Source organism: Bacillus sp. FSL R5-0439 (assembly GCF_038008805.1).
GTDB classification, from domain to species: Bacteria; Bacillota; Bacilli; order Bacillales; family Bacillaceae; genus Bacillus; species Bacillus safensis.
This window is the reverse complement of record NZ_JBBOZW010000001.1, coordinates 1,335,885-1,355,215: the sequence shown is the minus strand read 5'-3', so window position 1 is coordinate 1,355,215 and position 19,331 is coordinate 1,335,885. Positions and strand designations below refer to the sequence as shown.

The 19,331-nt window shown below is 40.6% G+C and carries 18 protein-coding genes; 5 read left to right on the top strand and 13 right to left on the bottom strand.

All coding sequences use genetic code 11. The features are described from left to right. Positions 1–5: 5 nt before the first annotated feature. Positions 6–902 (bottom strand): DMT family transporter, encoded by an 897-nt coding sequence (locus NST59_RS06820; RefSeq protein ID WP_064498385.1) that lies wholly within the window; start codon positions 900–902, stop codon positions 6–8. Between the two features lie 113 nt (positions 903–1,015). On the opposite strand from NST59_RS06820, the gene NST59_RS06815 reads away from it, so the two are divergent. Beyond that, positions 1,016–1,933, top strand: coding sequence for an AraC family transcriptional regulator (locus NST59_RS06815; RefSeq protein ID WP_064498384.1), 918 nt, complete (start codon positions 1,016–1,018; stop codon positions 1,931–1,933). A gap of 92 nt (positions 1,934–2,025) precedes the next feature. Here NST59_RS06815 and NST59_RS06810 read toward each other — a convergent pair whose 3' ends face one another. Then, a complete protein-coding gene (locus tag NST59_RS06810; RefSeq protein ID WP_180272404.1) occupies positions 2,026–2,202 on the bottom strand; it encodes a hypothetical protein in 177 nt (58 codons plus the stop codon). 235 nt (positions 2,203–2,437) lie between these two features. On the opposite strand from NST59_RS06810, the gene NST59_RS06805 reads away from it, so the two are divergent. Beyond that, positions 2,438–2,899 carry a YkyB family protein gene (locus NST59_RS06805; protein WP_327841964.1) on the top strand — a complete coding sequence of 154 codons (462 nt, stop codon included), beginning with the start codon at positions 2,438–2,440 and terminating at the stop codon, positions 2,897–2,899. 36 nt (positions 2,900–2,935) lie between these two features. Here NST59_RS06805 and NST59_RS06800 read toward each other — a convergent pair whose 3' ends face one another. The 3 genes from NST59_RS06800 to NST59_RS06790 form a co-directional block, all read right to left on the bottom strand. Further along, complete coding sequence (locus NST59_RS06800) at positions 2,936–3,844, bottom strand: chemotaxis protein (RefSeq protein ID WP_024424709.1); 909 nt, start codon at positions 3,842–3,844, stop codon at positions 2,936–2,938. 73 nt (positions 3,845–3,917) lie between these two features. Then, the gene (locus NST59_RS06795) at positions 3,918–5,228 is read right to left on the bottom strand and encodes an MFS transporter (RefSeq protein WP_039178128.1); all 1,311 of its coding nucleotides are present in this window, start codon (positions 5,226–5,228) and stop codon (positions 3,918–3,920) included. Between the two features lie 123 nt (positions 5,229–5,351). After that, a complete protein-coding gene (locus NST59_RS06790) occupies positions 5,352–5,891 on the bottom strand; it encodes an RDD family protein (RefSeq protein ID WP_039178127.1) in 540 nt (179 codons plus the stop codon). A gap of 301 nt (positions 5,892–6,192) precedes the next feature. On the opposite strand from NST59_RS06790, the gene NST59_RS06785 reads away from it, so the two are divergent. After that, complete coding sequence (locus NST59_RS06785) at positions 6,193–6,345, top strand: hypothetical protein (protein ID WP_185847125.1); 153 nt, start codon at positions 6,193–6,195, stop codon at positions 6,343–6,345. Positions 6,346–6,409: 64 nt separating this feature from the next. Here NST59_RS06785 and NST59_RS06780 read toward each other — a convergent pair whose 3' ends face one another. Beyond that, on the bottom strand, positions 6,410–7,294 hold the full coding sequence (locus tag NST59_RS06780) for a cation diffusion facilitator family transporter (protein ID WP_106025229.1): 885 nt from the start codon (positions 7,292–7,294) through the stop codon (positions 6,410–6,412). 293 nt (positions 7,295–7,587) lie between these two features. Between NST59_RS06780 and NST59_RS06775 the strand changes: the two genes are divergently transcribed. After that, positions 7,588–8,757 (top strand): aminotransferase A, encoded by a 1,170-nt coding sequence (locus NST59_RS06775; RefSeq protein ID WP_024426854.1) that lies wholly within the window; start codon positions 7,588–7,590, stop codon positions 8,755–8,757. Positions 8,758–8,782: 25 nt separating this feature from the next. Here the strand turns inward: NST59_RS06775 and NST59_RS06770 are convergent, their stop codons facing one another. Then, a complete protein-coding gene (locus NST59_RS06770; protein WP_059376958.1) occupies positions 8,783–10,612 on the bottom strand; it encodes a PAS domain-containing sensor histidine kinase in 1,830 nt (609 codons plus the stop codon). A gap of 156 nt (positions 10,613–10,768) precedes the next feature. Next, entirely contained in the window at positions 10,769–12,895 is a 2,127-nt protein-coding gene (locus NST59_RS06765) for a peptidoglycan D,D-transpeptidase FtsI family protein (RefSeq protein WP_126681757.1), read from the bottom strand. Between the two features lie 337 nt (positions 12,896–13,232). Between NST59_RS06765 and NST59_RS06760 the strand changes: the two genes are divergently transcribed. Beyond that, positions 13,233–14,033 (top strand): CAP domain-containing protein, encoded by an 801-nt coding sequence (locus NST59_RS06760; RefSeq protein ID WP_039178119.1) that lies wholly within the window; start codon positions 13,233–13,235, stop codon positions 14,031–14,033. Between the two features lie 106 nt (positions 14,034–14,139). On the opposite strand, the gene NST59_RS06755 is transcribed toward NST59_RS06760, so the two are convergent. The 5 genes from NST59_RS06755 to NST59_RS06735 form a co-directional block, all read right to left on the bottom strand. After that, positions 14,140–15,012, bottom strand: coding sequence for an NAD(P)-dependent oxidoreductase (locus NST59_RS06755; protein WP_341040543.1), 873 nt, complete (start codon positions 15,010–15,012; stop codon positions 14,140–14,142). Between the two features lie 13 nt (positions 15,013–15,025). Continuing rightward, positions 15,026–15,811, bottom strand: coding sequence for an SDR family oxidoreductase (locus NST59_RS06750; protein ID WP_341040542.1), 786 nt, complete (start codon positions 15,809–15,811; stop codon positions 15,026–15,028). Between the two features lie 73 nt (positions 15,812–15,884). Next, complete coding sequence (locus tag NST59_RS06745) at positions 15,885–17,846, bottom strand: methyl-accepting chemotaxis protein (RefSeq protein WP_039178114.1); 1,962 nt, start codon at positions 17,844–17,846, stop codon at positions 15,885–15,887. Positions 17,847–17,962: 116 nt separating this feature from the next. After that, positions 17,963–18,991, bottom strand: a complete 1,029-nt coding sequence (gene splB, locus NST59_RS06740) for a spore photoproduct lyase (protein ID WP_047203061.1) — start codon at positions 18,989–18,991, stop codon at positions 17,963–17,965. Between the two features lie 82 nt (positions 18,992–19,073). Then, positions 19,074–19,316 carry a transcriptional regulator SplA domain-containing protein gene (locus NST59_RS06735; protein WP_044331928.1) on the bottom strand — a complete coding sequence of 81 codons (243 nt, stop codon included), beginning with the start codon at positions 19,314–19,316 and terminating at the stop codon, positions 19,074–19,076. Between the last annotated feature and the right edge of the window lie 15 nt (positions 19,317–19,331).

The following is a 19,331-nucleotide window of genomic DNA, read 5'->3' as shown; positions in this document are numbered from 1 at the left end:
CCCGCTCATTTTTTCGGCTGATACAATGCCAAGAATAAAATCATATAGACAATACAAGCTGTCCCTATCCATTGGAAAAGTCCGAATGGCTCTTTTAACCAGAAAACAGTCGTGACGACTGCTGCAAGGGGCTCAACACTTCCAATTAAGCTCGACTCTTTTGGTGATAAGTATTGCAAACTTTCTATGTAAAACCAAAAAGCGATCATCGTTCCAAATATGACCACAAACAATAAATAGACATACGCTTCAAAAGGTAAATGAGTGAGATTGACCTTCCATGGAGGATGGATCAAGCTAAGGGCGCCTCCTCCTATAAGCATCGCCCAGCCGACAACCACTAGAGAGTCGAATTGTTTTAACAGGCTGATCGGATATAACGTATAAAACGAGAGCGCCACAGCCGATAGTATTCCCCAAATCACTGCCACAAATGGAACGGTTAATGTTGAAATAGAACCATTCGTCAATAAGAAAAACATGCCCGCTAAAGCCAATACCACTGTAACCAAATCTCTTCTAGTGAAGGTTGATTGCCTGCGAATGACCAAATACACGATAATCATGACAGGGGCTGTATACTGCAGCAGCGTTGCCACAGCAGCATTTCCATGTTGAATGGATGCCATATAAGTATATTGAACAGCCAGCATACCCATTAGCCCAAATAGAAGGATTTGCATCGCTGTCCTCTTCTTTTGCCACACACCGAACAAATGTGTTTTTTCTTTTGTCATCACATGAACAAATAAAAGCAATCCCCCTGAAATGAGCAGCCGAACCGTCACAAGCCAATTGACATCAATCCCATATTGCTGAAACAATTTTTGTGAAATTGTTCCTCCTACTCCCCAGCAGATAGCGCCTATGAGTACAAGTAAAATTCCCTTTCTCCTATTCATTTTCATTCTCCTCAATTCTCAACAAATCATGATAATATAGTTGATAGTAGTTCACTTTGTTACATATTGATATATCAATTGAACATAAAAATAAAAGAATATTGAGGAGAATTATGCACAACCATCATTTTCTGATTGACTACAACCTGAAAGAATTGACGGAGCATTCTACGACAACATGGCCTATTGCTATTTATCATACAAAAATTCGTCATCATAGAAGCGGCTATATCCCTCTTCACTGGCATGACGAGTTTCAATTTGTCTTTATTTTAGAGGGTGAAGCTGAATTTCATATCAATGAAGAAACATTATGTTTAAAGCAAGGAGATGGCATTTTCATCAATAGTGGCTGCCTGCACATGGCAAAAGATGCGAATGGGACGGCATGTACTTATGTTTGTTTAAATGTCTCTCCCTATTTCATCACAGCGAATGAATTATTCACCACATTTGTCCATCCATATATGCGTGCGAGCCAGACACCTTATATTTTATTCAACCGAAAAGATCATTGGCCAAAGCAGATCTATCAATGCATTCAAATCATTCAACAATTAATTGATGAAACTCCGGTATATTATGAACTTGAACTCAATATTCAGCTCATCACCATTTGGAAATGCTTATTACAAAACGGCTTCCAAATGAAACATGATGCGCGTAAACACGATAAAAATGAACGGATGAAACTTATGCTGAATTGGATTCACCAGCATTATTATGAAAAGATCCTTCTCGAAGATATTGCTCGTGCAGGACAGTTAAGTCGCTCAGAATGCTGCAGATCCTTCAAAGACATTTTAAAGAAATCACCCATGCATTATGTAAATGAATATAGAATTCAGCAAAGCCTCGTCCTGCTCCAAGAAACAGATTTCAATATTACAGAAATCGCCTACCAAGTAGGCTTTAACAGCACAAGTTATTTTATCAATTTGTTTAAAAGAATAAAAAATACGACACCTTTAGCATATAGAAAATTAAAACAGCTGGATTCTCTCCAGATAAAATGGATAGAAGAAAAATAATGCAGAAGGCGTCTTAAATGGCTTTTGTAAATACAAACGATGAGAATGGCTACATTTAAATCGCCCTCGCCTAATGCAGACAAGGGCGTTTTTTATTGTTGTTTTTGTTCTTTTAGTTTCTTAAAAATCACAAATTGATATACTCCGAATAGTACGGTGAGGATCATAATTGCTGTAAATAATTGATCGGCTGGAAGCAAGAAATATACGACAACAAAAGATAAAAGCAACACAAGATAACCTATATTGAACGCTTTTTTGAATGTCATGATATTACCTCCTTTCATTAATAACTTCTATACATACTATATAATCAACAGAAATAGAATCAGTTGAAGTTTTTTTGGGGGAGAATGGGGGGATTCGAACACACAAAATTTTTAACCCTCCATAATCCCTTTATACCAAAGGTTTTCTTTTTACAATATCTCTATTTGCAATTTACTAATAAAAACGTATAATTTATACTAAGCACAGGAAGACGAAAGACAAAGGAGAGAAAAAATGGACGATTATGCTCATACTAAAGACATAGAACCTACAGCAGAAAACATCGCAAAAGCCATTTATACTGTTAACCGCCATGCTAAAACCGCACCAAACCCCAAGTTTCTTTATCTTTTGAAAAAACGCGCGCTGCAAAAACTATTGCAAGAAGGTAAAGGAAGAAAAGTGGGCCTACATTTCTCTAACAATCCCAAGTATAGTCAACAACAGTCCGACGTGCTGATTGAAATTGGAGATTATTATTTTCACCTGCCACCAACGAAAGAAGACTTCGAATTTTTGCCACACTTAGGAAATTTAAATCAATCATATCGCAACCCGAAAGCGAATATGTCATTAAACCGAGCAAAGCAAATACTTCAAACGTATGTCGGTTTAAAAGAAAAACCTACCGCCACAAAACAAAAATCACATTACACAAAGCCCGTCTTCAAACGACTCGGGGAAAGTTATTTTTAAACAGAAAAAAACCACTCATGCCGAGTGGTTTTTTGTTTAGATAATAAAATGATCGACTTTTTCAATCAGCTGATGAATTTCTGGTTTACTGATTTGATCATCTGCCCCGATTGTTTCCCCTTTATGACGCAAATCTTCAGTGATTAATGAAGAGAAGATAAGAATCGGGATGGAATTTGTTAAAGGATTGTCCTTGAGCAATTTTGTTAGCCGGTGGCCATCCATTTTAGGCATTTCAATATCCGTAATGATCATATCAATTTCTTCTGTCACACTGATTCCTTTGCTGACAAGATCCATGACATGATCATATGCCTGTTTGCCATCTTCAAAGGTCACAATGTTTTTATAGCCTGCTTCGGTTAATTCATTTGTTAATAAACGCATGAGAAGCGGAGAATCTTCAACGACATACAGCTTCTTCCCTGTTCTTCTCTCGTCTTTCTCACCGTCAAACATATGATACGTATCAACACCTGAAGCGGATTCAATATCATAAATGATTTTTTCGTAATCTGGAAGGAAAATCATTTTTTCATCAAGCTTAATGATGCCCGTTAAATGACGGTCCATCCCTTGATTCAGTGCAGTCGGCTTCTCAATCTCTTCCCAGCTGACGCGGTGAATTTGTGATACTGTTCCTGTGTGGAACACAAATTTCCGTTGGTTGAATTCAGTCACAATATATTTCTCTTGTTCCGACTGATCTGACTCGACATTAAAAAAGGAAAATAGATTGATGACTGGTAAAATCTCGCCTCGTAAACTAATCATCCCTTCTACATCTTGGTGAGAGTGCGGTACAACCGTCACCTCAACCGGCTGAATGATTTCTCTTACTTTCATGACGTTAATGCCGAATTGATTTGCACCAATTTCAAACTTCACAATTTCCAATTCATTGGTACCAGAGTCAAGTAAAATTTCTTGTTTATTTAAAGCCACGGAAATCCCTCTATTCTTCAATATTAGATTGTACTTTTTATATCGGCAGCATAGGTAAAAAGTTGACGTTTCTTTACGCTTTCTCTCGAACGAATTGATGAATCACAAGTCCTATCGATGCAAGGATGAGCAAAGACCCTAGTGCAAGGCGGCTTGCGAGATTTCCGTGCTCTGCAAACAGCAGGGTAACTGAGCCATAAATAATGGGCCCAATAATGGAAGACACCTTTCCTGAGAAGGCAAAGAGGCCAAAAAACTGTCCTCGCTTTTCCTTCGGGGTTAGTTCAATAATCAAGATTCGTGATGCCCCCCAGCTTGCGCCAAGTGAAATCCCAAATAAACTGCCAGCTACCCAGAAGACCCATTCGGTTGTCGCTGTCACAGCTAGAATGAGCGCCACAATTAAAATGACATACACGACGGTAATCGAGCGTTTTGCCCCTATCGCTTTTGTGATATAACCAAACAGAAAGGAGCCAATGATACTTGAAATGGTCGACACAAGATAGAGTAAAATAAATTGCCCAGCTGTAAAGCCAATAATGATTTTGGCATAAACAGCCATCATCGCAATTGCTGTTTGTAAGGCATCATTCATAAAAAAGAAGGCGATCATAAAAATAAAAGCTGGCTTGTACCTTTTCATCTCTTTAAACGTGTGAACAATCTCTTTATACCCGCTGAAAAAAGATGCCTTTTTCTCTTGCTGAGGCAGCGGATGAGGATCTTTTACAAAAAAGAGAAAAGGTAGGAAAAAGAGAAGGAATAAAAGGGCTGTTGGGATAAATGCTTCATGAAACTGGTCATTGCCGACAAGTAAATAAACAGAGAGACCCACAAGTGTTCCTAAATAGCCAACGGCGATACCAAATCCAGAAATAAGCGGGATTTCATCCTTTGTCCCAAGATCGGGCAAAATGGTGTCATAGAAAACAAGACTAGAATGATAGAAAAACTTTGCGATCACAAACAAGGTAACCACGACCAATAAAGAAACAGGCAGCCCAAACCATTCACTTGAGAAATCAATCCCAGCAAAAATCCCCATCAACACCGTACAAGCAATACATATGAACGTAAACACCGTAATGTAGCGTTTCTTTTTTCCTGTACGATCAATCAGCACTCCGTATAAAGGTGTAAAAATGACGAGAAAAAAGCTGGCTAATGCGTTTGCATAAGAAATAAAGGTACTTGCGATCTGGTCCATTCTCGCACTGTCCCCGATCGTTTCCTGCAAGTAAAACGGGAAGAAAATGGTGATCATATTTGATGAAAAGATCGTATTTGCAAAATCATACAAAGCCCAGGCCAGCACAGGTGCTGTCAAAAACAGCCCGAAGCCTGCCCCTTTTTTCTGAACAGTCATTTTCCCTCTTTTCAATAGATTGACTCCCTTCTCTGCTTTATTTTCACTATCATTCTACTTTATGTGACGTTTCCCTCTTCCATACAAGCATCTATACAAAAAGCACCCCTTACTATATAGCAGAGGTGCTTCTTTTCATTATTTCTTTACAACAATGGTACTTGCAATCAAATCGTGAAGTGCTTGTTTTTTTTCTGTGAAAAACGCAATGATGTAGCCAATACATAAGATTGGAGACAAAAAGCCTTTTGCAAAAAATCGGCCTGTCGCGCGCCCGAATGTTATTTTTTCACCCGTTACTTTTGTCACTTTAATTCCAAGAGCCATCTTGCCAAGAGTTCCTTGCAACTTTGATGATTCCATGATCGCATAATACAGCCAAGTCACCGCGATACCGACTAAGATCGTTACGCCATAGAAAAAGATAAGGCCCATAATGACTGCCCATTCTTCATCCGTAATCACCGTTGAAGAATAGTAATAGCTATCATCATACATTAAAAATGCCGCCTCAGGGCTTGAGACAAAAAAGAGTGTTGCCAGAATAAATACAATGAATGAAAATGGTACACTAATAATGATACCGTCCAAAAGATGTGCAAGAAAACGATAGCCTACGCCTGCTAGCTCAGGATGCTTCTTTTCTTGAATGTGTGGTTCTGTTATGTTGGTTTCCATCCTATTTCTCCTTTATTATGTATGTTTTCTATAAATTTCTTATAATCATTCGTTATTATATCCTATGAATATAGCAAGATCAATGCAGCTTTACACTTTTACATACATTTTAGATCAGTTTGATCTAAATGATTTATGTGAATAAATACTGAAAATTTGTGAAAATCATGGCACTTCTAGTTCTTTTACCTCCTGATTTTTTAACATTTTGTGATATTTTCGTCTTGTTTCCATTCTTCTGTTGACAATGATTCTTCAAATGGTACAATAGTCAAGGATTTTTTAAAGAAAGGTGTTCATGATGGGAACTGTCGTATTATTAAAGAACAACGAAATGACTGTAATTGAAGATATTTGCGAAGCTGATTATTTAGATATGAAGCATGGTTTGTCAAAAGATGACACAGCTTATATCTCTTGGTACGAAGACTACGATACTGCTTATGGATATTGATTTCATTTCATAGATGAAGCGTAAAAAAAGGCGATACAACCTGAGAATAGGTTGATCGCCTTTTTTACGTTTGTGAGCTTCTTTCACTTTCAGGTTCCACATGAATAAAGATTTGCGCATGCGTAAATTCGAGCTGAATCTTCTCTTCAATTCGATCACATAATTGGTGAACATCTTCAATGGTTGTCTTTCCATCTACAATCAAATGGAAATCAATATATTCCTCTGCACCAGACCGCCTTGTTCGAAAGTCATGATATTCAATGAATTCTTGACTGAATCCTTGAATGATCGCTTCAATTGATTGTTCTTCCTCTGGTGTTAAACGAGCATCAACAAGCGGCGGGAAGGCTTCCTTCATGAGTTTAAACGCTTCACGCATAATAAAGAGGGCCAGAATCATTCCAATGATCGGATCTAGGAAATACCAGTCGGTTAATGCCACAAGCAATAAACTGAATGCCACCCCTAGTGACGTATACACATCCGTTAAAAGGTGCAATGCATTTGATTTCATGGCGACTGAATGTACTCGCTCAGCCTCTTTGTTCACAATCCTCGATACAACAAAATTGATGAGCGCGCCTAGCAGCATGACCACAATGCCAAGCACGGGTAGCTTAACTGGCTCTGGATGCATTAATTTGTGAACACATTCGTATATAATCCAAATGCCAGCAACGAATATCAGCAGGGTCTCAATCGTTCCAGAAATATTTTCGACTTTTCCATGTCCATAAGGATGTTTAGAATCTGCTGGCTTTCTTGAAATACGAACAGAAATAAATGCAATAAACGACGCCATTAAATCGAGAAACGAATGAATGGCTTCTGATAAAACCGCAACAGATCCGGTTAAGAGACCTACAATGATTTTTAAGATGACAACAAATGTGTTGCTCAGCACGGATAGAAACGCGATTTTCGATGTCTTCGCTGATTGTTCCATCTATCGTCCTCCTTTAGGAGATCGTATGTCTATGAAAGCCATTCCCATGACCATGATTCTCACGTTCTTTCAGTTTACGCAGTTTTGCCGTTTTCTAATCATTCTCATCACAGCCTGTATTTTCTCTTGAGGTTACGCTATAATAAATGTTGCTCTTTCTTCAATATATCACTCATGCGGTGATGGATAGGAGAATAGACTACATATAACGCTATCCAGTGCCTTTCGCAGGTGACATTTATGCAGTGAATGGTAAAATAGGATAAAAACATAAATTTTTAAGGTGATGAGAAATGGAGCATTTGCTGAATCCAAGAGTAAAGGATATTGAAATTTCAGGCATTCGAACATTTTCAAATCTCGTATCGTCATATGAGGATGTCGTTTCATTGACGATAGGCCAGCCCGATTTTTATACGCCGCATCATGTCAAAACAGCTGCCAAAGCAGCCATTGACGAGAATTTCACCTCATACACTCACAATGCTGGTTTCTTAGAGCTAAGACAAGCGATCCAGCATTATATCAAGAAGAAAGTGAATCTTGATTATGATGCAGAGTCAGAAATCATTGTGACAACAGGTGCAAGTCAAGCAATTGATGCTGCGTTTCGAACCATTTTAACAGAAGGCGACGAGGTCATTTTACCTGGACCTGTATACCCCGGATATGAACCGATCATTCGAATGTGCGGTGCCATGCCCGTACATATCGACACAACGAATGCCGGCTTTAAATTGAATGCCAAGCTGATTGAGGATGCGTTAACGGAAAAGACAAAGTGTGTGGTTCTTCCTTACCCTTCAAACCCGACTGGTGTCACGCTTTCAGAAGAAGAATTGAAAGAAATTGCCCAGCTCCTTGAAGGAAAAGACATCTTTATTTTATCCGATGAAATTTACAGTGAGCTGACATTTGACCGGCCGCATCATTCAATTGCCTCTTTCTTAAAAGAACAGACCATTGTCATCAATGGACTGTCTAAATCTCATAGCATGACTGGATGGAGAATTGGCTTTTTATTTGCTTCAGCTCCAATTGCTAAACATGTATTAAAAGTACATCAATATAACGTGTCTTGTGCCTCGGCTGTCTCACAAAAGGCGGCACTTGAAGCTGTGACAAATGGTGTGGATGATGCACTGATCATGAGAGAGCAATATAAGAAAAGACTCGATTATGTATATGATCGGCTCATTTCTATGGGGCTTCCGGTGATTAAACCTTCTGGCGCTTTTTATATTTTTCCATCCATTGAATCGTTTGGGATGAGTTCCTTTGATTTTTGCATGGAGCTGTTAGAAAGTACAAGACTTGCGGTCGTTCCAGGCTCTGCTTTCTCTCCACTCGGCGAAGGGTATGTGCGCCTGTCTTATGCTTATTCACTTGAAACGCTGAAAGAAGGACTTGACCGGCTAGAACAATTTGTACTTGAAAAACGTTCCATTCATTCGCTAGATTGAAACAACGGCTCTCTTGCCGTTGTTTTTATTTTGCAGGAAACATGATGTGAAATACGGTGCCCTTTTCAGGCTGACTATCCACACGGATCGTCCCATTATGATTTTCTAAAATATTAAATGTGACCATAAGGCCAAGCCCAGTTCCTTTTTCCTTTGTGGTTAAAAAGGGCTCTCCAATCCGTTTCATCACCGCTTCTGGAATGCCGACCCCTTCATCACGAATGGTGACAAGTATTCCATCACTTTCTGCTTTGGCCGTGATGTCTACCTTTCCTCCGTCCGGCATGGATTCTACGGCATTTTTGATTAAATTGATAAACACTTGCTTGAGCTGATTTTGATCCCCGTTCATCAGGAGACCTTCCTCTATCTCACTTGTGTTCATTAAAATGCCATTTAAGTTCGCTTGTGTTTCTAACAAAGCCGTAACTTCGCTGATGATTTTTTTCAAATCAAGCGTCTGCATTGAGGATGTTTGCTGCGGTTTCGCCAGCATTAGCAGCTCACTCAAAATAATTTCTATTCGGCTCAGTTCAGAGAAAACAATCTCGAAGTATTGATCGCGATCTTTTGTTTTCGGTTTAATGAGCTGTAAAAAGCCTTTGATGGCGGTTAATGGGTTTCTGATTTCATGTGCAATGCCAGCCGCCAATTGACCTGCGATCGATAATTTTTCTGAGCGGAGCATGAGCTCTTCTGTCTGCTTACGTTCGGATATATCTCTTAAAATAATTTGAACCGCTGTTTCTCCAAAGAATGTAGTTGGGATACATACCATTTCTGTATAAATCAGCTTATGCTTAAACGTATGACAGCTCATCGTGACAATCTCGGAATCTGATGCTCTTTCAATAATACGAGATAAACTCTTTTTGACCTTCTGCTGATCACAGGAATGAATTTGATGAAAGATATCCTTTCCTATTAATTTATCGTAATGCTCGGCTTCAAATAATTTAATGCCTGATTCATTCATAAACACCCATTTGTGATCATGGATGACCGCAATCGTGTCAATGGAGTTTTGAATGAGCAGCTGATACCTTTCCCGGCTTTTTTGAAGAACAGTTTGGAATTTTTTACGGGATGAGATGTCCACTAGCAGCAAAAGCTCTGCCCGCTGATTTTGATAAATCGTCGGTGATGACTTTACCTCAATATGAATACTGCTCCCATCCTGACGCTTCCATATCTGTTCAATCATTCCGACTGGAAGGCCTTGCTGCAGCCTTGTTATGCGGCTTCTGACAATATCATGGTACTCTTCAGCAATAAAATCAAACGCGGACTTGCCGATCATGTCATCTCTTGCACTTACCCCCATTAATTGCAGCATCGCATCATTCGCATACACAATTTTCCCTAAAGTCGTAATACATAACGGATTTGGCAGCATGGCAATCAATTGTTCAGCTTCACCGACATTTTGGAAAGCCGGCAGACTGCCTAGCGACTGTTCTGCTACTTTTGATGCTTCTTGAAATGCTGCTTTTTGGGGCTTAGTATCCAGCACCCTCATTTTCAGGATCATTTCTCTACTTACTTCGTTGTCTAACCCATCACAAGCAACAAAATCAATGCTTGCTTCGACCCATACAGCTGTCAGATCACTTCTTAGCAGTCTAAAGTGGCAAACCTCTAGCATGTGCTGATTGTAAAAATAACTTTCGACGAGAAATTGATCTTCGGTATGAACAAAGTCTTTCAAAAAACACCCTAGTAAATCCTTTTGTTCATAGAGCAAAAGCTGCTTACAGTTGGAAGAAATGTAGAGAAAGCGGCCATTAGAAGAAAGAACGGCATGTAAATCGATGTTCGAATACAATTGATTCGAATCTTTCATTTGTTGTTCCATCGTCGTCCGACCCTCCTTTTCATTTTTTAGGGTTGTCCTTAGATTGATGTATAAAAAAGATTCGCTAGAAAACCCGTATTTTCCTTCTGTCATCGAGGGAAACGTCCATATTTTCAGCAAAAAGGGAGCACTTTCTGCTGCTGTGCTCCCTGCGGTTTATTGTTTTTCATATTTCTTTTGTAATTCAACGTACTTATCCACAATTTTACTTGGGATATTTTTAATGACAGGATCTTTATCTGAGACATAAGGTGTCACGACACTAAACGCTACCTCTGGATTAGAAGAAGGATAATATCCTCCAAAGGTTAAATTGTACGTGGCATTTCCCCACCAGCTGCGGTTGGCGCCATAGTAGAAGGTTTGCGCTGTACCCGTTTTTCCCGCGACATCATGCTGACCAAATCGGCCAGCGGCAGTTCCGCCTGTTGATGTGACCATTTTCAGTCCCGTTTTTACGCGGTCAATATCTGCTTTCGAGTTGTTAATCGTATTCAGCACCTTCGGCTCATATTTTTTTACGACTGGGCCTACTTCATCCTTCTTCGTTGGAAGATGAACACTTTTCACTACTCTTGGCTGAATACGGCTGCCTCCATTGGCAATTGTCGACATGTATTGTGCCACTTGGAGCGGTGTATACGTGTCATACTGACCAATTGCTTCATCAAGCAAAAGTCCGCCGACCGTCTTAGGATGCGTCTGCATCCCGCTTGATTCCTGCGGCAGGTCGATCCCTGTTTTTACGCCAAGACCGAATTGCGCATAGTAGTTTCTCATTTTTTGTAAGTGCTCAGGCCTTGCAGGTAACGGACCATCCTTTTGATAGGTGATGCCCGCCATTCTCATCGCTACTTGGAACATGTAGACGTTGGAACTTTTTTGGAGTGCCTGAATGTCGTTAACCCATCCAAGAACTTTGTAAGACTGTTTCGGCTTTCCATTACTTCCTGCAAAAAAGAGCGGTGTATCCATATAGGCCTGATTGTGTGACATCCCGTCCTGATAACCGCCAAGTACTGTGGCTCCTTTGACAACAGAGCCCATTTCGTACTGGGTGGTAAATGTTCCGATCGCATAATCTGTGACGTCTCTGCCGTCCATTTTCTTGCCCGACATGGCGAGAACATCCCCTGTGTGAGGATCCATCATGACGACAAAGGCACGATCCATCATATAGTTTCTCGCACTGGCCGATCTAAGCTCTGATTCGACGATTTTGTCGACTTCCTTTTGCAGCTCCATATCAAATGTCAGCGCAAGATCAAGTCCTCTTCGTCCTTCTGTCCGCTTGATCTCATCAAGCAGCTTCCCGCCAACCTGTGTATATTGAACGGTCGCTTTCTCTGGGTTTAGAAAATCCTCGTATTGATATTCTAAATAGCTCTTCCCTACACGGTCATTTCGCGAGTAGCCTCTTGCCATATAGTAATCTTCGCGCTCTTTAATGATTCCTTGCTCTGGTGTGGTCACACCGCCAAGTACATTATAAAGGGTCTTTTCATACGGATATTTTCTTGTCCAGTCGTTGATGACGTTCACACCTGGCAGTTCATCAAGATGCTCTGAGACAAGTGAAATCTCTTCATATGTCAAGCTCACGGATGAAGTCTGTTTTGATTCTTTCGTTTCATCGAGTAAAGCAACTTTTTCGTCACCTTTTTTCTCTTCGTTTGGGTCCATTGCCTTCACGATTTGAGGCTCAAAGGCATATCCACCTGTAAATCTACGGTAGATCGCTGCAACAGCTTTTTCCTCCGCATCCTTTTCAATCGCTTTGACTTCTTTCTTTGGGACACGCTCTACTTGAAGCGGATAGACATCCTTTGCATCGATATCCTTTTTCTCCGTTTTTGAAATGAGCTTATCCGCTTCTTTTGGATGGCTCGCCAGCCAAAAATCCCGAATGTCACGCTCTCTCAAAAAATCAGTATCCATTTTTATATAAGTCGCAAGCTTTCTTGCTACCTTAATCTTATCCTTCGCTTTCACACCGCTTTCTGATGTATAAACGATGGCAGGTACACTTTCGTTATCAACGACGACTCTTCCTCTCGCGTCATACATTTTTCCTCTTGGAGACGGGTATGATGCCGTTTTGACCTCTGTTCGGTTGGCTTGCTTTTTATAATCTTCACCATTGACGATTTGCAGCACACCAAGCTTGATCACAAGTCCAGCAAATAAACTAAATACAGCGAAGAAAAAGAGATTAATCCTCCAGGCGTTCCGGCGCTTCATTTTTTTCTGCTCGGCAGCACCTTGATGCTGTTTCTCTCCCACTTATGTAGCTCCTCTCATCCTTTTCAATCTTTTACAATTACCACTCATTATTGTAACACTTTTGTAATAGTTGTTACAGCGAAACGAGTGAAAAAAAGCTGTCAATCCCTAATCTGCAAAAAAATATACTAACACTTTAAAATATTGGTATGTTTATGTCGTTTTCTTTAAATGGAAGGATGCCCCATCCTTTGATATGAAGCGGCTCTTACTATGACTTTAACAAAAATGACAAACTGGTATTGTCAATGGAGGATGCTGGTACGTTTATAACAAAAAGTCCATGGTATGATTTTTTGTGAGAAAACAAAACAAAGATTTTAGGAGGAGTTACAATATGAAGAAGAAATCATTCTTTTTTTCAGCGCTGACAGCTGCTGCACTCATCACATTCACTGGGGGACATTCGGCTGATGCGAAGGAGCTTAACCTGAAACAAGTGATAAACGTACAGCATCAAGCCATTGATCTTCATACATTAGCAGCAAAATTACATATCTCTTCAGATGTAAACAAGCTAAGCAAGTCAAATCAAAAAGAGATCGAAGCTCTATTAAACAAGCTGATCAAGAGCGGTCAACCTGTTACTGGAACAAAAGTAGTGAAAGAAGTAAACAAAGCAAAACAAGAACAAAAACAAGAATCAGTGAAAAAACCAACTGCTTCTAAACCAAGCACCCCAGCAAAAGAAAACACAAACAGCAATAGCAACACAAAAGCTGACCAAAAAGACACAAATGCATCAAAAGCAGACAGCAGCTTAAATGCATTTGAAAAAGAAGTGGTTGAGCTTACAAATAAAGAGCGTGCAAAGCAAGGCTTAAAGGCACTTTCTGTGGATTCTAAATTAAGCAAATCTGCTCGCGCAAAATCTCAAGATATGAAAGATAAAAACTATTTCTCTCATACAAGCCCAACTTATGGATCTCCATTTGATCAAATGAAGCAATTCGGTATCACTTACAAATCAGCAGGTGAAAACATTGCCCAAGGTCAAAGATCTCCTCAAGAAGTTGTGACAGCATGGATGAACAGTGAAGGCCACAGAGCGAACATCTTAAACAAAAGCTATACACATATCGGTGTTGGTTATGTGAAATCTGGAAACTACTGGACGCAGCAATTCATCGGAAAATAATATCAAAAAAACCTGTCCTTATTTGGGACAGGTTTTTAATTTTCTACTTTTTCAGCAATGCGAGGGCTTGTTTACACGCTGCAATCCACATAGGCGGGGCAGTTTTTTATTTGACCCATAATTTATAGATGCTCTGTGTCCCGCTGTTTTCTTCGCCCTGTTCACTCAGCTTTTCATAAAGTGATTTCGCAAGTGAGAGCCCTGGCATTTCTTCTCCCATCAGCTCTGCTTCTTCAAGTGCAATGCCCATATCCTTGATAAAATGCTTCACATAAAACCCTGGCTCGAAATCGCCTTTCAGCATTCTTGGTGCAAGGTTTGACAAAGACCAGCTGCCGGCTGCACCTGTTGTGATGCTTTTGAGCACCTGCTCTGGATCAAGCCCTGATTTTTCGGCATAAGCCATTGCCTCTGCGACACCGACCATCCCCGCTGCGATGGCAATTTGGTTACACATTTTTGTATGCTGACCGCTTCCTGCCGGTCCTTGATATTGAATGTTTTCACCCATTTGCTCAAATACCGGCAGGCAGGCTTCATAGGCAGACCTTTCTCCGCCGATCATAATGGCCAGCGTGCCATTTTGGGCTCCTATATCTCCCCCTGATACAGGTGCATCTAATGCAAATACACCTCTTTCCTTCGCTTTCAACTCAATTTCTTTTGCAAGCTGAGGCTTCGAGGTCGTCATATCAATGAGATATGTTCCAGGCGCCGCATGTGCCACAAGCCCATCTTCACCTAAATAGATCTCTTCTACATCCGATGGATATCCCACCATTGTGATGACAGCATCTGCACTCTCTGCAATGTCCTTTACTGCCGGCTTCCATGACGCCCCTTTTTGAATCAATGCATCTGCTTTTGCTTTCGTTCTTGTATAAACGAGAACTTCATAGCCTGCATCCATTAAATGTCCTGCCATACTGCGCCCCATTACACCGATTCCTATAAAACCAACTGTTTTGATTTGTGCCATCACTTGTTCCTCCTTAAAGAGACTTTGTCAAGCCACCATCGATGATCAGTGTTTGACCTGTCATATATGTATTGGCTTCAGATAAAAGAAAAGCTGCATATGCTGCAAATTCCTCTGGCTGTCCATAGCGGCCAAGCGGGATCGCTTGTTCAGCCTGTGCTTTGATTTCTTCAACCGTTCGATTCTCTCTTTGTGCGCGGTGCTTTTCCAGCTGTTTGACGCGGTCTGTTTCAATTTTTCCGGGTGCTAACGTATTGATCAAAACACCATCCTTTTCCAGCTCCTGAGCGACTGTTTTTGTCCAGCCGGCTATAGCTGGTCTAAATGTATTCGACAGCATCAAGCCTGGGATCGGTTCTTTCACTGACATTGACGCAATGTTTAACACACGTGCACCACGTTTTTTCAAATAAGGTAATGCCTCTTTTAATAACCGAATATAGCTGAGTAAATGAAGCTGAAATGATTCGATCCAATCTTCATCTGTTAAGGTGTCAAGCGTTCCTGTTTTAGGTCCGCCTGTATTGTTCACAAGAATGTCTAGACGTTGCTCATCGCCAGCCGCCGCTTGAACAAGCGCCTTAATTTGCCTGGCGTCAGATACGTCACATACTTGATAAGTCAGCTGTCCTTTGGCAAATGGAGACAGCTCGTTGACTGTTTCTTTCAGCGTTTGTTCATGTCTTCCCGAGAGCATTACATCCGCTCCCTCTTTTGCTAGAGCAAAGGCAATCGCTTTTCCGATACCTTGACTGCTTGCAGCGACCAATGCTTTTTTTCCAGTTAGTTTGACATCCATGTAAGCACCTCCTCTCGTTCATTTTATCATACAAAAAGAACCTTGCTCACGTCGCAAGGTTCCTTTCCGCGAATCACACCTTAAATCGGTCAACCGCCTGACGCAGTGCCTGGCTTGATTCGTTTAGCATTTCAGTTGAGGTTTTCGTTCTTTCTAACGCTTGAACTTGTTCATCTGTAGACGCATGCACTTCCTCAGCTGAGGCAGCAGATTCTTCTGAAATAGCAGCAATACTTTGAATGGATTCACTCATCTTCTGCTGTTCTTCTGTCATTTCATTGATCTGTGTATGAATGCTGTCGATTGAACCGACAAGTGCCTGCATTTCCATTGTGATGCTGCTGAGTGCCTCACCTGTTGCATTAATGGCATCACCTTGTTCCTCATTCATTCTACTTGCTGCTGTCATCGCTTCCGCCGCTTTCTTCGATTCATCTTGAATGAGTTTGACGGTTTCACTAATGTGTTTTGTTGACTGCGCAGATTGTTCAGCAAGCTTTCTGACTTCTTCTGCAACTACAGCAAATCCTCGTCCACTTTCTCCAGCTCTCGCCGCTTCAATACTTGCATTCAGTGCAAGTAAATTCGTTTGATCAGAGATTTCAGAGATAGCAGTCACGACGTTTTCAATATTTTTCGTTTTATGCTCAAGATCTAGCAGCATTTGCTCAACCTTTTTCGATTCATCGCTCGCTTGTGTTGATTTTTGGACGAGCACACCAAGTGCATCAAGCCCTTTATAGCTTGCATCTTCAGATGATTTTGAGTTGGTTTGCATTTGTGTGGCGAGTTCACCCATATGGCGCACTTTCTCATACAATTGCTCTGATTTCTCATTAATCGTTTCTGCATCCGACGCCTGCTTAGTCGCCCCTGTTGCCACCTCTTGAATCGCGGTTGCAATCTGTTCGCTAGACAGCAAGGTCTCATTTGAAATTTGGGTCACTTCATCCGCTGATTCCACAACTTGATCTGAAGCCCCTTTCACTTTTTCAATTAACTCCCTGATGTCCTCGGTCATTTGATTAAAGCTTTTCGTAAGGAAACCAATTTCATCTTGAGACTTCGTTTCAAGCGTGCTTGTTAAATCGCCTTCTGACACCTTACGAGCGTGCTCTATTAGACGCTTGATTGGCGTAGTTATGCTTCTTGCCAATAAGAAGCTGAGGATCATCGCAAGAATAATGGCAATGACGGATATAATGATGCTTGTCTGATTCATTTTTTCTGTAATCCAAAGCAGTTGCTTTTTCTCAAAGCTGACACCAACCGTCCAATCGGCTTCTTTGATTTTAGATGTGACCGTCAGTTCTTTACTGTCATCAATACCTGAGTTGTCGATCGCTTTTTTCACAGAAGCGACCTTTGATATATTTTTTCCTTGCTCTGTTGGATGCGCCAAAAGGGTGCCTGTGCCATCAACTAAGAAAGCGGTCCCCTTATAAGGAATCTCTTGTTCATTGATATAGGACTGAATCGAGGACAGCTTCAAATCAAGTCCAGCGACCCCAATGACCTTTCCATCTTTGACAATCGCCTTCGTGGCTGAGACAATCACTTTTTTCGTTGCTTCATCTACATATGGATCTGTCCAAACGACCTGATCAGGCTTTTCGGCTGCTTGTTTAAACCAGCCTTGTTTAGATGGATCATAGCCTTCGCCAAGATCGAACTCTGGGAAGCCGAGCATTTTGCCATCAATTGTTCCAATATAGGTAAACGAAATGAGTTTATCCTGTTCCTGCAATTTTTTTAGTGCATCTGTTTCATAAGCTAATGTTTGTTTTGTTTGTTTTTGCGCAAATTCTTCAGTCATTGTACTTGTTGCCACTTTGTTAATGGTATTGCCGTAATTATCAAGCTTTTCTGTAATAATGTCTTTCAGGCTTTCTGCCGTTGCTGCTGCGGTGGTTTTTGCATCTCGTTCAATAAGTGGTCTTAACACTAAGTTAGAACCCACTTGAACAGCCACGACGGTTAAAATTAAAATAACTGAGATGAAAACAGCTATTCTCACTTGAAGTTTCTTAAACATCTCCTCACACCCCTACATCTACTTTCACACCTTATTTTATATATCGGCAAAATGGGTAAAGCATTCAATAGTTGTAAGAAAATTTAAATAGAAAAAACAAGCCCTATAGGCTTGCTTTAAGTAAAATATTCAATCTTTGCAGACGGAAAGTACTGATCAATATATGATTCTAACGTCTCTCTTAGTTCTTGTTCCTCATCTTTTTGGTAGATATATTTCCCAATCCCATATCTCCCCCACTTGTATCGTCTTTTTTCTTCATCTAATTCTAATTTAGATTTCGGGTAGTTTTTTTGAATCACACGCTTTGCTGGTTTTGTAAAGCGATGCTGAATCATCTCAAAAGTAATATCATCTCTCACATCATCAGGAAGAGCTGCATCGAGCTTTTCAAATAAAACTTTATATCCTTCCTGCCAGCCTTCATGGATGTAGATGGGAGCAATAATAAAGCCAAGAGGATAGCCTGCCTTTGCGACCTTAACAGCCGCTTCAATCCGCTGATCAAGCGGTGATGTGCCAGGCTCGAAATATTTAATGACATAATCGGCATTAATACTAAAACGGAATCTTGTCCGACCATTATGCTTTGCATCTAACAGATGATCAACATGATGGAATTTCGTGACAAATCGAAGCTTTCCTAAGTCGGTTTGCCCGAAGTATTCAATCGCTCGTTTGAGTGTATGTGTCAAATGGTCAATTCCTACGATGTCTGAAGTACATGATGCTTCAAATCTCGTGATATCTGGCGCTCGCTCGTTCATGTACTGCTCAGCTTGATCTAATATTTCTTCTACATTGACGTACGTTCGAATGTAGGGCTTACTTCCCATTGTTGTTTGCAAATAGCAATAATGACAATGTCCCATACATCCTGTTGCAAATGGGATCGCATACTCTGCAGATGGTTTAGACGAGTCAAACTTCAATGTCTTTCTCACACCAATGACAAGCGTTGACTTCGCGTTACGATACTTTTGCAGGTCATTTTTCCCCGGAATATTTCTTACCTGGTTGTGTGAAGTCGTTTCTCTTATTTCGATTCCCATACCCTCGAACTTTTCCTTCAGCTCTCGTCCTAACGGGTACTCTAACGCCCGGGGTTCAATGTAAACTAGCTGGGGGACGAAAGGTTTGATCATATTAAGCACATCCTTACCTTTAACGTTTTTATACCGTTACTTTAACCGCACAGGATGGCTTTTATCCTTTCTAAAATCTCCCTTATTCAAATAAGTCTTGATAAAGTGCTTCTGCTTCTTCATATGTTGGAAAAACAGCATCATCAGGTGCTAGTGGATGATACGTTTCAAGTAAAAAGAGGGCAAGCTCTTCTTCGTTGTATGGATGTGAAACAATTTCTGCTTCTTTAATTTGTGCTACGTTTGCAGCATGTGGATTTCGATAAATGACATATACTTGATCACCTGGTTTATAGTCTGAGAAAGGCAATCTGGTCACCTCCATTTTTTAATAATAGGG

Coding starts and splice junctions, on each gene's coding strand:
- NST59_RS06820 (WP_064498385.1), bottom strand. CDS start 902: ATGAATAGGAGAAAGGGAATTTTACTTGTACTCATAGGCGCTATCTGC.
- NST59_RS06815 (WP_064498384.1), top strand. CDS start 1,016: ATGCACAACCATCATTTTCTGATTGACTACAACCTGAAAGAATTGACG.
- NST59_RS06810 (WP_180272404.1), bottom strand. CDS start 2,202: ATGACATTCAAAAAAGCGTTCAATATAGGTTATCTTGTGTTGCTTTTA.
- NST59_RS06805 (WP_327841964.1), top strand. CDS start 2,438: ATGGACGATTATGCTCATACTAAAGACATAGAACCTACAGCAGAAAAC.
- NST59_RS06790 (WP_039178127.1), bottom strand. CDS start 5,891: ATGGAAACCAACATAACAGAACCACACATTCAAGAAAAGAAGCATCCT.
- NST59_RS06785 (WP_185847125.1), top strand. CDS start 6,193: ATGGGAACTGTCGTATTATTAAAGAACAACGAAATGACTGTAATTGAA.
- NST59_RS06780 (WP_106025229.1), bottom strand. CDS start 7,294: ATGGAACAATCAGCGAAGACATCGAAAATCGCGTTTCTATCCGTGCTG.
- NST59_RS06775 (WP_024426854.1), top strand. CDS start 7,588: ATGGAGCATTTGCTGAATCCAAGAGTAAAGGATATTGAAATTTCAGGC.
- NST59_RS06770 (WP_059376958.1), bottom strand. CDS start 10,612: ATGGAACAACAAATGAAAGATTCGAATCAATTGTATTCGAACATCGAT.
- NST59_RS06760 (WP_039178119.1), top strand. CDS start 13,233: ATGAAGAAGAAATCATTCTTTTTTTCAGCGCTGACAGCTGCTGCACTC.
- NST59_RS06755 (WP_341040543.1), bottom strand. CDS start 15,012: ATGGCACAAATCAAAACAGTTGGTTTTATAGGAATCGGTGTAATGGGG.
- NST59_RS06750 (WP_341040542.1), bottom strand. CDS start 15,811: ATGGATGTCAAACTAACTGGAAAAAAAGCATTGGTCGCTGCAAGCAGT.
- NST59_RS06745 (WP_039178114.1), bottom strand. CDS start 17,846: ATGTTTAAGAAACTTCAAGTGAGAATAGCTGTTTTCATCTCAGTTATT.
- splB (WP_047203061.1), bottom strand. CDS start 18,991: ATGATCAAACCTTTCGTCCCCCAGCTAGTTTACATTGAACCCCGGGCG.
- NST59_RS06735 (WP_044331928.1), bottom strand. CDS start 19,316: ATGGAGGTGACCAGATTGCCTTTCTCAGACTATAAACCAGGTGATCAA.